General features: G+C 42.8%; 12 protein-coding genes and 1 tRNA gene. 7 read left to right on the plus strand and 6 right to left on the minus strand.

The window, feature by feature from the left end:
• Positions 1 to 6 precede the first annotated feature (6 nt).
• The 3 genes from B3V56_RS01350 to B3V56_RS01360 all read right to left on the minus strand — a co-directional run bounded on the left by B3V56_RS01350 (position 7) and on the right by B3V56_RS01360 (position 6,796).
• Positions 7 to 4,041 carry a translocation/assembly module TamB domain-containing protein gene (locus B3V56_RS01350; RefSeq protein ID WP_289283501.1) on the minus strand — a complete coding sequence of 1,345 codons (4,035 nt, stop codon included), beginning with the start codon at positions 4,039 to 4,041 and terminating at the stop codon, positions 7 to 9.
• Positions 4,042 to 4,043: 2 nt separating this feature from the next.
• Positions 4,044 to 5,792 (minus strand): autotransporter assembly complex protein TamA, encoded by a 1,749-nt coding sequence (locus B3V56_RS01355; protein WP_289283896.1) that lies wholly within the window; start codon positions 5,790 to 5,792, stop codon positions 4,044 to 4,046.
• Positions 5,793 to 5,875: 83 nt separating this feature from the next.
• Positions 5,876 to 6,796 carry a helix-turn-helix domain-containing protein gene (locus B3V56_RS01360; RefSeq protein ID WP_286304898.1) on the minus strand — a complete coding sequence of 307 codons (921 nt, stop codon included), beginning with the start codon at positions 6,794 to 6,796 and terminating at the stop codon, positions 5,876 to 5,878.
• Positions 6,797 to 6,950: 154 nt separating this feature from the next.
• On the opposite strand from B3V56_RS01360, the gene B3V56_RS01365 reads away from it, so the two are divergent.
• The 4 genes from B3V56_RS01365 (at position 6,951) to B3V56_RS01380 (ending at position 11,398) form a co-directional block, all read left to right on the plus strand.
• Positions 6,951 to 8,471, plus strand: coding sequence for an aldehyde dehydrogenase family protein (locus B3V56_RS01365; protein ID WP_289283505.1), 1,521 nt, complete (start codon positions 6,951 to 6,953; stop codon positions 8,469 to 8,471).
• A 129-nt stretch (positions 8,472 to 8,600) separates the two neighbouring features.
• The gene (acs, locus tag B3V56_RS01370) at positions 8,601 to 10,565 is read left to right on the plus strand and encodes an acetate--CoA ligase (RefSeq protein ID WP_289283897.1); all 1,965 of its coding nucleotides are present in this window, start codon (positions 8,601 to 8,603) and stop codon (positions 10,563 to 10,565) included.
• Positions 10,565 to 10,966: an RNA-binding S4 domain-containing protein gene (locus B3V56_RS01375; protein WP_286304900.1), complete on the plus strand. Its 402-nt coding sequence runs from the start codon at positions 10,565 to 10,567 to the stop codon at positions 10,964 to 10,966. The genes acs and B3V56_RS01375 overlap by 1 nt, the downstream gene beginning before the upstream one ends.
• Positions 10,967 to 10,969: 3 nt before the next feature.
• Complete coding sequence (locus B3V56_RS01380) at positions 10,970 to 11,398, plus strand: MazG nucleotide pyrophosphohydrolase domain-containing protein (protein ID WP_289283508.1); 429 nt, start codon at positions 10,970 to 10,972, stop codon at positions 11,396 to 11,398.
• Here B3V56_RS01380 and moaA read toward each other — a convergent pair.
• The 3 genes from moaA to B3V56_RS01390 are packed head-to-tail and all read right to left on the minus strand — an operon-like array spanning position 11,395 to position 13,366.
• A complete protein-coding gene (moaA, locus tag B3V56_RS01385; protein WP_289244816.1) occupies positions 11,395 to 12,402 on the minus strand; it encodes a GTP 3',8-cyclase MoaA in 1,008 nt (335 codons plus the stop codon). The two genes, B3V56_RS01380 and moaA, sit on opposite strands and share 4 nt — an antisense overlap.
• A 9-nt stretch (positions 12,403 to 12,411) precedes the next feature.
• On the minus strand, positions 12,412 to 12,687 hold the full coding sequence (locus B3V56_RS14715) for a YgaP family membrane protein (RefSeq protein ID WP_414673646.1): 276 nt from the start codon (positions 12,685 to 12,687) through the stop codon (positions 12,412 to 12,414).
• A gap of 7 nt (positions 12,688 to 12,694) precedes the next feature.
• Positions 12,695 to 13,366, minus strand: a complete 672-nt coding sequence (locus B3V56_RS01390) for a Bax inhibitor-1/YccA family protein (protein ID WP_286304903.1) — start codon at positions 13,364 to 13,366, stop codon at positions 12,695 to 12,697.
• Positions 13,367 to 13,526: 160 nt separating this feature from the next.
• Between B3V56_RS01390 and B3V56_RS01395 the strand changes: the two genes are divergently transcribed.
• The 3 genes from B3V56_RS01395 to B3V56_RS01405 all read left to right on the plus strand — a co-directional run bounded on the left by B3V56_RS01395 (position 13,527) and on the right by B3V56_RS01405 (position 15,683).
• Positions 13,527 to 13,616, plus strand: a tRNA-Ser gene (locus B3V56_RS01395).
• Between the two features lie 375 nt (positions 13,617 to 13,991).
• Positions 13,992 to 15,011 (plus strand): DUF3800 domain-containing protein, encoded by a 1,020-nt coding sequence (locus tag B3V56_RS01400; protein WP_289283898.1) that lies wholly within the window; start codon positions 13,992 to 13,994, stop codon positions 15,009 to 15,011.
• Between the two features lie 96 nt (positions 15,012 to 15,107).
• On the plus strand, positions 15,108 to 15,683 hold the full coding sequence (locus B3V56_RS01405) for a VPLPA-CTERM sorting domain-containing protein (RefSeq protein ID WP_289283899.1): 576 nt from the start codon (positions 15,108 to 15,110) through the stop codon (positions 15,681 to 15,683).
• Positions 15,684 to 16,113 lie beyond the last annotated feature (430 nt).

A 16,113-nucleotide genomic window follows, 5' to 3' on the forward strand; every position in this document is an offset into this window, starting at 1 on the left:
CAACCTCTAATCATTAGATGGCTCATAGGTATAAAGTAAATCTACACCACTTTCAGTGCCCGATTCTGCTTTTAACGCCCAGATTTTACTTAGCTGATATCGAAGCTCCACACTACTGACTGAATCAAACACGCCAATCCCGTAGCTTAGATAGAGTTTTGGTGATAAGTATTTACCAATCGTCAACGCTGCATTTTCTTTACTATCACCGGTAATAGCAAACTCATCCAGACCAAACGTGTTAGCAATATCGTCACCAATCATCGCCCCATTTTGTAGGCCAATACCTGTCGCCGCTGAGGCCAATAGCGCCGCATCGGTGGCGCTGGCTTGCTCAATCGGTTTGCCTAAAATCAAATAAGATAAAATATCATCCTGACTCATATCAGGATCAGAAAATAACGTTGCCTGAGGTGCACTCACATTACCTTCAATATACAGGCCTGCAGTCACCTCTTTTGTTTCTCGTACTGCTTTAATATCCAGCTCAGGATTATCAATAGGACCAGAAAAACGAATTTTGCCATTGTCGACTTTCAACAACTGTCCATAGGCAATATAGCTTCCGTCTTTAAGCGTTATCTGGCCATTACCTAGCAATACATCATTAGGGTTACCTGACACCTGCAAATTACCCGTCAAACGTCCCTGAAATCCCATAGCTTTGATCTGAACTTTGTCACCAAGACTGACCGTGATATCCAACTGAGTTTGTGAGGAACTCACCTGTTCCGTTTGGGTATCTGAAATGACCTTCACATCCGTACTGGGGCTCACTGATGAGTTAAACCGAGTCGGTTCAATCTGGGCGCGTGGAATCGATACTTTCCCTGTGACTTTGGTGGCTTCCGGAGTCACTGTAATCGTCATATCGGGCTCAGCAATAACCAGTGCTTCAGGTGTGTTCATCACTTCAAGCTGTGACCCTGATACATTTGCAGTCAGCGCCCAGCCCGAGTTCTGTAGCACATATTCACCTGTGACATTAAGCTGCCCTTCACCGGATTCAGCCGTTAAGGTCATCTGAACCTTGTCAAGGTTACCGTTAATATCCGCTTGGATATTTTTCACAATAATTCCGGCATCCACCACGCTAACCTGTCCATCAGCCAACTTCGCTTTACCATCAATCTCTGGTTGCTCTATGGTTCCGCTAATACCGATATTGACATCCAGCTCGCCTTGCAAGCCTTCAATGGCCGGATGTGAAAATTGTAATGCTGACATATCCGCGATATGGGTAGTGATCTTACCTTTTAGTGCTGCCTGGTTTGGGTCGGCCATTAAAGCCTCTGCACTGGCTGTTGCTATGTCTGCATTCATGGCTGATACACCCTCTATTTGAGGTTCAATGTGCAGCTGTGCTGTGGTCTGAGTTTCATCTAACTGATACTCAATAAAGGTATTTTTCAGCGTAACGGCTTGCTTTTGTTGAAGGTCTGACTGATTAAGCTGAACAGAACCATTTTCTAAAGAAATTTTGCCTGCCCCCGTCATCTTATTGTGCTTATCTGCAGCCAGGCTAAAGCGGCCTTTTAACTGTCCTTGCAGCTGCTCAAGTTCCACGGCTAGTGGCTCAAACAACGTCAAAGGTAAATCCGCAAACTCGCCTGATACTTGCCACTGTTCTTGAGAATGTATTGCAGCCAAACAGAGATTTCCTTTTTCAGACTGCCAGCAGTGACGAGGAATATCTTGCTGTTGCGCACTGAGTTGGAGCTCACCTTTTTCTCTCAGTTGCCAAACACCCGCCTGTTCATTACCAAAACTGAATTGACTGAACTGTCCTGTCCATATTTCCTTGTTCAGCTGTCCGTCTGCTGCTAAATCGAGATTGATCATGTTTGAGTCAACATTAAGCTGTATTTGGTGAGACTGTTGTTTTCCTTGCACAGCAAGCTCAATACGGTTAATGAGTTGATCGGATAGCATCAGTCCAGTAACAAGAATGTGGCTATTGATATTGGCATTAGTTTGCAGACTGACATCAATATTGCCTGAGAGTGTCTCTACTTTTGTTGTTTCAAAGGCAAGGGCTTGGCCATTAATCTCCGCCAAAATACGTGGTTGTTCGACACTACCTGTTAACTCGCCTTCACCGCTCAGTTGTCCTTGCAAGCCAGGATACAGATCTTGTAGGTCAGGTGAGCTTAATGTCCAGTCAATATCCAGGATGTCATTTTGAAGCTGTCCATTTAAACTCATCTGTGAATCACCTGAGTTTGCTTTGAGGGTATCAATCCAGACATCTTCAGCTTGGGTGCGTAGTTTGGCTTCAATCGCCAGCGGTTTCTGTCTCAGTGTGCCAGATAATCTCAGCGACTCTAATTCGACGGCTAGTTGCTTATTTTTCTGGCTGACTTTTAACGGTACCTGACCGGATAAGTTACCTGGCCATTCTGGCACAATAATCCCAGGGTTGAGCTGTGTTAATGTCAGCTCACCATTCACTAAGGATTCACCCACCCAGGCTAACCGGCCTTGATATTCAACTTTACCCTGCCCCAACTCAACATATAATTGACTTTGCTCAAACCCTATATCGGTTTGTCCATCACCTGAGGCTTTTACCTTCATGGCGACCTCATTTACCGATAAATCAGTTTCTGAGCGTAATGTCATGCTGCTGGTATTGCCTGCTAAACTTAATCGACCTTCCCTTATATCAATAGCTAATTCACTAAGCGAGTCAGGTATGGTGATATCACGCCAATGGGCCTCAAGATCATAAGTGATTGGGGTTGATGACCAGTCAATATGACCTGCCGTATCGATATTTCCCCCCAGACCTTGCATCTCGAGTTGTTCGATTTCAAGCGATGAATCATTGCCTTCCAGCTTTGCCGTGATCGCCACGGGCTCATTCTGGTAACTTGTTACCGTATCCAGCGTAGCTTCGTAATACTTTAATGAACCGGTTAGCATGACTTCGCCTTGCTCACTTTTTATCAACACATCGTCGCCTTGTAATGGCCACTGAAGTTGTTGCCATACCGCCTTAAGATCAAAGGCTATATCAGGTGTATTAGTATTGACCTTGCCTGCGACGGTAATGATTTTTTCGTTATCAGGGCTCGCTGTAAGCTCGATATCCCAGTCAGCCATATCGTCAGTGTTAGCTTGAATAGCTAGATCAATAGCTGGCAATTCCGGCTGTTTCGCCGTCAATTGCAGCGAGCTCGTCATGCTAGACAGCGTGCCTTTAGCATGAAGCTTGACCTTGTTTAGTTCTAATGGCTGCTCAGGCACAAGTTGACTGACATCAACTACATCGGCAGAGACTGTTAATATCCAGTGCAACGAAGAGGTCAGGTCATTAACAACCAGTTTCTGCTCGGATTTAACGGGCTGCTGAACATGCTGAGTGAGTACCAGTTGTTGTTGATTGCCGTCTATATTGCCATCGATGATGACAGTTTCAGCTAAGACATCCGAGATTTGTGCCTGATACGCCAAATCGACCGCATGTTCTGCTGTTAAGCCTATACGCCCTTTCAACTCTAGCTGTCCATCTTCGCGTTCGATGTATAGTTTTTTGATAATGACATCATCTGCTATGGTTTCAAGCTCAAGCTGGACATCTTCCAACAACGTATTGCTTGCTTCAGTTTGAGCAACAGTGACATTTTTAACACTAAGCGTTTCCAGCTTAATGCTCAAAGGTAAATGGATATCCGGCAGTGTGAAGTCAGAACTGGACTGTTCCGTCTCCTGGCTTTGTTCTGATGTGCTCAAGATCACACCATCCACAGCCACTTGTTGAATGAATAACTGGCGTTTTAATAAAGCTGATGGCTGCCATTGCAATACCACACTCTTAATCTGAACAGCGGTTCCCTGCTCTGATTGATAACGAACATCAGATAAAGACAACTTGCCGAATAATTGGCCATTAGCTTCTTTTACATTCAGCGCCGGCACAAATGTTTGAACGATATTGAGTGATGCTTTCAGACCTGACTGAGTCGTCAAAAGCCAGCCCATACTAAGAATGATGGCCACAAAAATAACAATAACACTGATAAGAATAGGCTTACGCATGTTTATAAATCCGGGCCAATAACGATGTGTAATGCAATGGGCTCATCCTTATCTGAGAGTCCCTTTGCTAAATCAACACGAATTAAACCGACAGGTGAACGCCAGCGAACACCAATACCAACGCTGTATTCAATTGGATCACTAAAACTATTAAAAGCGTTACCAAAATCAGAAAAGACAGCCCCGCCCCAGTCTTTAAGAAACATATGTTCGAGCTCCACACTACCTACCGCGAGATAACGTCCACCCACGACGTCACCATCAGAGTTTTCAGGCCCAAGAGATTGGTAGTCAAAACCGCGAATACTGTTATCTCCACCAGTAAAAAAGCGCAGCGAACTCGGCAGCCTGTCAAAGTCGCTGACCTCAGTCGCACCGACCGATCCTCGTGTAATAAAACGGCTATTCTCACCAAACGACTGAATGAACTTACCTCTGACGACGATCTGACCGAATGTAATATCTGATAATACGGCTTCAGATGCGCCAGACAGACTCAAAGATAAACGAGCCCCGTGTTTTGTGTAGATAGTATTGTCAGCCCAGATTCTACTCCAAGACATGCCTGGAATAAGTAGTAGTGTCGATTCACTCTCATCAGAAATATCAAAATTTTCCTGTAATACTTTGAGAGAGCCTGTCTCGTCCCAACCCCACCTATCACGTTTGTAATAGCCACCAACAGCGAAGGATTCACTTTCACTAGTATCTGTATCTTGCTGTTTAAATTCAGTATTCACACCCACCGTATTAATGGTTTCACTCCAGAAAGGCATGACATAATCAGCACTGACTGTGTTGGTGACTTGTGATAATCGGGCATTCGCTTCGAGCCGGTGTCCTCGCTTGTTCACGTAACGGTTTTCCCAGCCAAGACTTAATCTTGCACCGGTGTCAGTACCGTATCCCAACCCCGCGGTATAAAGTTGTCGAGGTTTTTCTTCCAGGCTGATATCCATAGGCACTAAACCATCATCACGCTCAGCACGATTGGTTTTTACTGAAACAGAATCAAAATAACCACTGTCACTAAGATTCTTTCTTAGCGTTAATGCTTTTGTATTCAGATAGGGTTCACCTTCGGTATATGGGACTAACTTTTCCAGTAATGGCTCACCAACTACCGTGTCTGGAAACAATGTTTGACCAAAGCGGTATCGAACACCTGAATCATAATGAAGATACACGTTGGCGATGTTTTTTGGCACATCGACCTCAACCTCTGATTGAGTCAATTTGCCATCAAAATAACCTCGACTGATACCCAGCGTTAATATCGATTTTTTTGCAGCTTCGTATTTTTGGTGATTAAGCTGCTGGCCTGGCTCTAAGGCAAACGACTTTTTGAGTTTTATAAATTCTGGATCCTCAGCAGCCTCTCCTATAAAAGATAGATCAACCAGAGATAGCTTAATTGGCTCACCAAGAGCAATGGTATAAATGGCTTGCCAGTTGTCTTTGTCATGATGTAATTCAGCGTGGATGTCTGGCTGGTAATAACCAAATACCGTAAGCATTGTGCGCAACTCTTCAATTGCTGAGGAATGCAGTTTTTCCAGATAACGTTGATTTAAACGATCACTGTCTTTTTGTTTTTCAATTGAAAGGCCATTGAGTAAGGTCTTACTCAAGGCTTCATCTACACCGTTGATTTTTACAGTTAATTTAATAGGATCAGAGAGCGATACTGAACTAAAAAATATCAGTATAAATATGAATAATAGTCTGTAAAGAGAGGCTATTGCAGGCAAAATAATCTCGGGTTGAAAGTAAGATAGACAGCTATTATGACAGCAGAATAATGACTTGCCGATGATAAATTGAGATAGGCGTTTTACTTTTTATTGATGAACTTCTGACGATAAACGCTTGGCGCACAGCCAAAAAAACCGGTAAAGCGACGACTAAAGTGACTTAAATCACTAAAACCAAAACTGTAACAAGCATCCGTCACACTTTTACCAGCCTGCATGGCTTCTGCTGCTGCTTTTAAACGAATTTGCTGCTGAAACTCACCCGGCGTACAACCCAATTGCTTTTTAAACTCTACATACAGTCTGCTTCGACTCATACAGGCCTTACGACATAACTGATCCACATCCAGAGGATGAGCAATATTCTGCTCCAAATAATGAATCGCTGCTGTCACACCTGTCGCATCGGGAGATTGCTGGCAATAACTTAATAGAACATCACGCCCTTGTTCCCTGAGTAGTCTAATCACCAGCTCAGTAACACTGAGATCCAACATAATCTCTTTATCTGGATCATTGCGAGTGTACAAAGCCACCATTTTTTCCAGCAAATGCTGAGTATCACCCGTGTGATGTTTATGAATGATTTTGGGCTGATATTCCCACTCGTGATTAGGAGCATCAAGCACAATGAGATCTCGCATACGCTCTGACAGTTTTTCAATTCTATCTTTAGATATCTCTATGGTCAGACACGTTGTCGGATCGGTTTCATTGGCATCCGGAAAATCAATTTCCACAAGTTCACCTGGAGGAACAACGTAAGACTCATGCGGCAAAAACAGTTCACCGTCATTCTTATGCGGGCTATGCATGACTTTTCGACCACTTACCATGCCACAGTAGAGCAATTGCTGCGCTTCCAGCCCAACTCGGCTTACGGCACGATAGGTATCGTAAATGCTCAGTTCTGACTCAGGGCCAGCAAACTGAACTTTATTTTCAGTCAAGAATTGTCGTTTTTCACGCCGTTTTACCAGCGAGAGTTTCTCAATTTTCATCCAGATATCTTATACCAAATTCGAAAATAATTTTGGAATGCTTCTGGACTCTCAGTCAAGTGATTGAGATTTTCAGTCAAGCGCACTTGCCAGTGATGGAATTATCCTGCATCTTTATGTTCAGACTATAACCATAAGCAAAGAGAGAAAGACTATGATCTATGCAAAACCCGGTACTGAAGGCGCTGTCGTCAGTTTTGAATCGCGTTATGAAAACTTCATTGGTGGCAAATGGGTTGCGCCAGTGAAAGGTCAATATTTCACGAATACCACGCCTGTAACAGGTGAAGTGATTTGTGAAATTCCAGAATCAACTGCAGAAGATATTGACTTGGCATTAGATGCCGCCCATGCGGCGAAAGATGCTTGGGGTAAAACGTCTGTTCAACAACGTTCTAATATTCTGTTAAAAATTGCCGACCGCATTGAAGAAAATCTTGAAATGCTTGCCGTGGCTGAAACCTGGGATAACGGTAAAGCCGTTCGTGAAACATTAAATGCCGATATCCCACTCGCTGCAGACCACTTCCGATATTTCGCTGGCTGCATCCGTGCACAGGAAGGCACCATGGGTGAAATCGATGAAACGACTGTCGCATACCACTTCCATGAGCCTCTCGGTGTCGTAGGTCAAATTATTCCATGGAACTTCCCGCTTCTGATGGCAGCATGGAAACTGGCACCAGCATTGGCTGCTGGTAACTGCATTGTGATGAAACCGGCAGAATCAACACCTGTTTCCATTCTCAAACTGATGGAAGTCATTGGTGACTTGTTACCTGCTGGTGTTTTAAACATTGTTAATGGCATGGGTCGCGTTGCTGGTGAAGCATTAGCCTCAAGTACACGTATTGCCAAAATTGCCTTCACTGGTTCAACACCTGTTGGCTCGCACATCATGAAACGTGCAGCGGAAAATATTATTCCATCGACTACTGAATTAGGTGGTAAATCGCCTAACGTTTTCTTCGAAGATATCATGCAACAAGAAGAAGACTATATTAATAAGTGTGCTGAAGGTTTGGTTCTGGCCTTCTTCAACCAGGGTGAAGTCTGCACATGTCCATCTCGAGCGGTTATTCAAGAAAGCATCTATGATGACTTCATTAAAATTGTTATTGAACGCGCTAAGAACATCAAACGTGGTAACCCTCTGGATACTGAAGTACAGGTGGGTGCGCAAGCGTCACAAATGCAATTTGAAAAGATCCTCAGCTATGTTGATATCGGTCGTCAGGAAGGTGCAGAAGTGCTTATGGGCGGTCAGGTTGAGCAACTCGGTGCTGAATTCGACAATGGTTACTACATCCAGCCAACGTTGATGAAAGGCCATAACAAAATGCGTATCTTCCAGGAAGAAATCTTTGGACCCGTTGTCTCTGTAACCACATTCAAAGATGAAGCAGAAGCTTTAGAAATTGCCAATGACACCGAGTTTGGTCTGGGTGCCGGCTTGTGGACGCGTGATATGAACCTGGCTTATCGTATGGGCCGCGGCATTCAGGCCGGTCGTGTGTGGACAAACTGCTACCATATGTATCCTGCTCATGCCGCATTCGGTGGCTATAAAAAATCCGGTGTTGGACGTGAAACCCACAAAATGGTGCTGGAACATTATCAACAAACTAAAAACTTGTTGGTTAGCTATAGCACTAGCCCACTCGGTTTCTTCTAGAAGCCTGTTCACTCCCAAAACTCTCCCTCAATACAAATTGAGGGAGAGTTTTTTATGTCTGCTTAACACACATTGATAATCATTGTATTGTGTTAATTTAGCTAAAGAATAATTATAAAGGTGTCGCATATGGCTCAAGATAATATCGAATCAACCTTACACGAAGATCGTCAATTTCCACCTAGTGAAGCCTTTCTCAAAACGGCATCATTACTCTCAGACCAACTTGATGTCTTATACAAAAAAGCGGAACAAGATCACGAAGCATTTTGGGCTGAGATAGCGCGCCAGGAAATCGATTGGAAACAGCCTTTCACCCAAACTCTAGACGATACTAATGCCCCGCATTACCGTTGGTTTCCGGATGGCAAGCTCAACGTCTCTTATAACTGTCTGGATCGTCAGCTTGAAAAAAATGCGGATAAAACAGCCGTCATTTTTGAAGGTGAAAAAGGCGATGTAGAACATATCAGTTATCGAGAGCTTCATCGTCGTGTCAGCATCTTTGCCAATGCATTGAAAGCACAAGGTATTGGTAAAGGTGATCGCGTCATTATTTACATGCCCATGATTACTGAAGCTGTCGTTGCTATGCAGGCTTGTGCACGGATTGGCGCGATTCATTCGGTGGTATTCGGCGGGTTTTCAGCGTCCTCCTTAAAAGACCGTATCGAAGACACTCAGGCTAAATTGATCATCACCGCCGATGGCGGCTTTCGTGGCGGTAAAACCGTTGAATTGAAAAAAACAACCGATCAAGCATTAGATGCTGGCTGTATGAGCGTCGAAAAAGTCATTGTTTATCAAAGAACAAAACATGACGTGCCTATGCAAGCTGGAAGAGATATCTGGTGGTCTGATGTGACAGCAGATCAGCCTGAAGAATGTGAACCGGAATGGATGGACGCAGCAGACCCGTTATTCCTTCTTTATACTTCAGGTTCTACTGGCAAGCCTAAAGGCATTCAGCATAGTTGTGGTGGTTATCTGTTAAATGCCATCACCACCATGCGTTGGGTTTTTGATATTCAGGACTCCGATGTTTTCTGGTGTACAGCTGATGTCGGCTGGATTACCGGTCATACTTATGTGGCTTATGGCCCGCTTGCTACAGGTGCCACACAAGTTATCTATGAAGGCGTGCCAACCGTTCCTGATGCCGGCCGTTTCTGGGATATCTGTCAGCGTCATGGCGTCACCATTTTCTATACAGCTCCCACGGCTATTCGTGCATTAATGAAAGTCGGTGATGAAATCCCAAACAGTTATGACTTATCTAAGTTACGACTATTAGGCACCGTCGGCGAGCCGATTAATCCTGAAGCTTGGATGTGGTATCACAATGTCATTGGTCAAGGACGTTGCCCAATTGTTGATACCTGGTGGCAAACTGAGACGGGCGCTCATATGATTGCCCCCGTACCAGGCGTTACTCATGCTAAACCTGGCTCTTGTACTCGTCCACTTCCAGGGATTGATGCCGCTATCGTCAATGATGAGGGCGAAGAAATTACCACAGCCAATCAAGGTGGTTATCTGGTCATTCGTAAGCCTTGGCCTTCGATGATTCAAACTATCTGGGGTGATGATCAACGATATAAAGACACTTATTGGCCTTATTTTGGTGGTAAATATTATTTAGCCGGTGATAGCGCCAGACGTGATGATAATGGCTTTTTCTGGATTATGGGCCGTATTGATGACGTGTTGAATGTGTCTGGTCATCGCCTGGGTACCATGGAAATTGAGTCCGCTTTGGTGGCTCATCCACTCGTAGCAGAAGCCGCTGTCGTTGGTCGGCCACATGATGTGAAAGGTGAAGCGGTATTTGCCTATGTTGTACTAAAAGGCGATCGCCCTGAAGGCGGCGAAGATGAAGAGCTAACGAAAGAACTGCGTAACTGGGTGGGTGAACAAATTGGACCTATCGCTAAACCTGATGATATCCGTTACTCAGATAATTTACCTAAGACTCGCTCCGGTAAAATCATGCGTCGTTTACTAAGAACCATTGCCAAAGGTGAAGAAATTACCCAAGACACATCCACGTTGGAAAATGAGTCTATCTTGTTGCAACTGCAAGGTAAGGCTTAATGGCACAACAGGACGCTCGTTCTGAATCTCAACGATTAGATAAATGGTTATGGGCCGCGCGTTTTTATAAAACGCGTGGTCTCGCTGTTGAAGCCATTTCAGGCGGTAAAGTACATGTTAATGGACAACGTGTTAAACCCAGCCGCACAGTCCGTATTGATGACATGCTAACCATTTCAAAGCCACCCTATGAGTTTGAAGTCATTATTCAGGGTTTAAATCTTCAACGCCGCCCTGCTTCTGAAGCTGAACAGCTTTACCAGGAAACTGAGCAAAGCCGTGAAAAACGCGAACTCTTGCGTGAGCAGATAAAGAATGAGCCACTGGGCTTTAGGCAACAGAAAGGTCGTCCTAGTAAGCGGGATCGACGAAATATCATCAAATTTACCCGTGACACCTGAGTTATGTCAGACAAAGATTTCCTTCTCACGCCGATTAAGCAGACTGAGACCGACGCCTTTAAACTAGCCATTGCTATGCAGAGACGTGCTTCTCAAGTCGGTTTTGACTGGCCTGATTCTGTTGGTGTGTTGGATAAAATTCATGAAGAACTGGAAGAGCTCGGCCAGGAAATAAAACAACAATCTGAAAAATCTCACTTGCAGGCCGAACTCGGTGATATCTTATTCGCCTGTTGCAATCTGGCAAGGCATTTGGAGATTGATCCTGAAGAAGCATTGAACAGTAGCAATGATAAGTTCTATCGTCGCTTTAATTATGTTGAAACAGCAGTGACAGCTCAGGAAAAGCAGTTTGCCGATTTTTCACTGGAAGAGCTGGATGCTTTCTGGAACTCAGCCAAGCAACTTGAAAAAGCTGAAGATAAGGATTAGCCGCCAGTCACGCTCATATGACGGAAAATAATCGGCTGCGCTTTGATATCAAAGTCATGGCCTTTAGGTTTAATGTCCATTGAATCAACAATCGCTTGTTTTAAGGCTTGCATATCACCAGGCTGCTGCCGAATAACCTCACGTAAATCCATAGAGTGCTCCTGCCCTAAACACAGTAACAGCCGCCCTTCTGTCGTCACTCTGACGCGATTACAGCTATCACAAAAATTATGACTGTGTGGTGAGATAAACCCAACCTTGCTTGTGGTACCAGCGACTTGATAATAACGTGATGGTCCGCCTGTTGTTTCGATACTGGGCTGCAGGTCAAATGCCGAGTTTAAAGTGGTTAAGACTTCATCGCTGGAGCAATAACTCTCTTCACGTGCATGCGAGACATGACCTAATGGCATTTCTTCAATATAGGAAATATCCAGATCGTTATCTATAGCAAACTGGGCTAAATCAATGATTTCATCTTCATTGCGCCCTTTCATGATGACAGCGTTTAATTTAATACGCTTAAAGTTAGCTTTTTTTGCTGCTGCAATGCCGGCAAGAACTGTGTCTAAATCACCTGTTCTTGTCAGTGCTTTAAATTTTTCCTCGTTGAGAGAGTCCAGACTGATATTAATACGATCTAAGCCTGAATCAGCTAGGGTCTGTGCATATTTTTCCAGCTTGGAGCCATTGGTAGTTAATGTCAGCTCTTTCAGTGAAGTAGAGGACTTAAGCTGGCCTAATTCATTGAAAAGCCAATCTACATCTCGTCTGACTAGTGGCTCACCGCCTGTGATACGCACTTTTTCTACACCGAGTTCGCAAAATGCGCGTAATAGAAAAACAATTTCTTCTAACGTGAGTAATTGCTGGCGAGGCATGAAGGTCATTTCTTCATCCATGCAGTAGACACAACGAAAATCACATCTGTCCGTAATAGACATACGAACGTAGGTCACTTTACGACCAAAACGATCAATCAGTTGTGTGGGTAATTCAGCCATTGTGTTTATTTAACTCTTTTTACTTTCTGTATCGACCCGACAAGATGTTTGGCATGTAGACACCCCGAACACCCGATAAGCAAAACATCGACCAGTGAAAGCATTGAATAACAAAGCGACACCTAGTAGCCACCACCAGTTACTGTCATAGATGGCATAGACTATTATAACGATGCCGATAATAATACGACACCAACGATCCCAAGTAGCCAGATTTTTTTCACCGTTCCACCATAAAAATAAACCCCGCAGTGCGGGGTTTATTAGAAAGCAAATGAACCAGATAGTTCAATTAGTCATCGCCAGAAAAGGCACCAATTAATTGCAGCAGGCTAACAAACAAGTTGTAGATACTGACATACAGTGTGATGGTTGCCATGATGTAGTTAGTTTCACCACCGTTGACGATTTGGCTTGTTTCAAAAAGAATCAGACCAGCCATTAATAGAACAAACATGGCTGAGACAGCTAATGACAGACCTGGCATTTCAAAGAAAAATGCAGCTAGGCCAGCTAAGAAGGCAACCAAGATACCAACAAACAGGAAGCCACCCATGAAGCTGAAGTCTTTTTCACTTTTTACAGCATATGCTGATAAAGCCACAAAGATAATACCTGTGCCACCCAAGGCCTGCATGACGATTTGTGGGCCATTAGGCAAACCTAAGTAGGCATTGACGATCGGACCTAAGGTCAATCCCATAAAACCTGTTAATGCAAAAACAGACACAATGCCCCAGGCACTGTTACGAAGTTTAGATGTTAAGAAAAGTAAGCCAAAATACCCAACCAAGGTAATAATAATGCCAGGGTGAGGCAGGTTGAGTGCCATAGATAATCCAGCAGTCATGGCACTAAATAATAGTGTCATGGCTAATAAACTATAGGTATTACGCAATAGTTTATTGGTTTGAACCGCAGACTGCTGTGAACGAACAACAGTTGATTCAGCGTTATAATTCATCAGTGTTTCTCCGTGTTTTTTCCAGTTGATGAAAAGCTTATAGCAATGACACCTATCCTACCCGATAAGTTCTAAATGGCAATAGATATTATCTATCTACAAATAAATTTATTTTTACGGTTGTGTTACCGGGCCATTATCTGTATTATTTCGCCTCTCTGGAGAGTTGACAGAGCGGTTGAATGTACCGGTCTTGAAAACCGGCGTGGTTTAACGACCACCCAGGGTTCGAATCCCTGACTCTCCGCCATACATAAGCCCTAAGTTATTATAATTTAGGGCTTTTTTTTGCTTGTTAATTAGCGTTTGTAGCTGGCATACCATTTGGCATACCACTTGAAATTTGTACTTCACTAATTGATGTAACAGCACAAGATTGAATTACACTAATTTTGAAACATTCGATTATCTGACTATCCCTCCAAATTCTAACTTTTCAGATTAGGACTAACGACACAAGTCCACTCATCTGCATAGAAAATTTAGGCTAGCGATGAGGCCTATAATAGGCCAGCATTTATGAATGCAGTTATCAACAGTCCAACCACAATATTTCTCAATTAATTTAACTCCTTCGTTAGAGTGCAACGTGATATAAAAGTAAGTTTTGCGAGTCACTTCACGAATGAATATTGCAATAGATGAATCAGGTAATTTTTCATACGGTGTTAATTCAAATTCATGGTCGGTTATAGCTGCATATTGTTTTACCGAGCGACAGAAATCTGATTTGTACTCAATTTTAGGCAAGATGAAAAAAAATGAAGGTTTTTCAAAAAGCCAAGAAGTTAAACTTAATGATTTAACTGAAGAGAATTATTTTGACTTTCTTAATGAATTGAGCCATTTGGATGGTAAAGTTTTCGCAATCGTTACAGATACATCACTAAGTCAAGATGATCACAGGAAGCATCTGCAAGACAAACTTAAATACATTTTCATAAATGCGTCTAAAAACATGTCCAATGCTCATGACGCAAAAACTTACCTAAACTGGGCGCAGATGATTGAAGAGTTATCACCACAACTTTTTTACCAATTCATTTGTATGCGTGACTTAATCAACGCAATTATCGTAAATGGTCTGGCTTATTTTGGAGAGTTGGCCCCTGACTCTCTTAGGACTTTTAAGTGGATAATTGATCCAAAAGATATTCAAATCACGAGGTATGAAAGACTTATAGACACTGTCATACCAATAATTATCGATAAAGAAGCAGAGCAAAAAAAAGAATATCGTGCCAAATTACTTTTTGATGGTAATTATGGTTACATGGAAAAGTACATTCTGAGTTCAGTTCAAAATATGGATGACACATCCATAGAAAGCAATGATGCAATAAATCTACAAACACTTTTTAGAAATAATTTAAGATTTCCTGATTCAAAAAACTCAAACCCTATCCAAGTTGCTGATCTAGTCTCAGCTGGCATAAGAAGGGTATTGAAATCAGGTTTCAATAATAATGACAGGGCTTGTGAATTATTAGGTCGCCTACTTTTAAAACCGACTCATTCAAAAAACTCTGTAATGAATGTGGTAATTCACGAATCTCCTGAAAATGTCAGATTAGATTCACATACATCGCAAATTATTAAGAAACTTAATCAACACTCAACTAAGCTTTTTGTAAGACGGCAATAACTCAAATGATGACTTTGCTAATGCTTTGACTTTCATCTGTCATGATCATAATTTGTGATCTCTTTCACACTTTATGCTCTTAGGGAGGGACAACAAGTGAAATCTCTAGCTGTTTTTTCAATACTGATTTTATTTTCATTCAATACTTTCGCTGAAGATGACTTTACAGGTCTAACAGGTAGCAAAGGGTTCCACGACACATATGGAACAAACAAGCCAGATACATTTTTAACAGGCGGGGCTATCAACCCCTACTATTACGATCTTGGTGAAGATTTGAATTATATGTACACATCAAACAGAATAGCGTCGAACATCAATTTCAATCAAACCGTACTGATTGAGTGGCAAACATTTGATGTCTATGATGCTAGCTTCTCACTAAATATACTTGGAGATTCCATCGATACAATTAGGAAGGAAATTGATGACACCGGTTATGGATATTTTTTATATAATTTCGACTTGGTGCCTGAAGACGAATTTGTGATAGGAATTTTTGGTAAAGCAATTAATGCGTTCTCACAAATCGAATACAGGGTTAGCTATTACGATGGACAAGATCCATCAGGACAGCTGTTCATGCCACAAACAGTTCCACTACCTAATTCAATGTGGCTACTTTTACCTGCTCTAATTGGATTTGTTGGCTTCAGACACAGACACTCTTAATCTGTTTTGGCAGGGTGAGTAACTGACTTGTTACTCACTGTGCCTTTTTATTGTGCGCTGCAATTAAGGTACTCATAGAGACACACAGGATGTAACCAATGGACTCTATCGAAAGGATAAGTACCTCTTCACTACTGAGGATAAAGTCAACAGCGCGTGGCGTTATGTATTCCCTAGTGATAATCGTTCTAGTCGTGCTCTTGCTTCAATCACTGGAGTATCGAGCTCAAACATCCATACCATGATCAAACGTAGAGAAGTTGTTGAGAAGTACGTGCATGACTGATTTTATGACAAGGTTGGAAGTAAAGTCCCTTGACCTCAGGGCGATATTTACGAGGATTGGGTAGACAGGCGTGATAATGACGTAGCTAAGAGGTTGTATGAGGCTCTCGGCCCATCTCTATACTGTAGTGGTTTACTGATCCCG

This window comes from Methylophaga sp. UBA2513, from assembly GCF_002341285.1.
Taxonomy (GTDB): domain Bacteria; phylum Pseudomonadota; class Gammaproteobacteria; order Nitrosococcales; family Methylophagaceae; genus Methylophaga; species Methylophaga marina.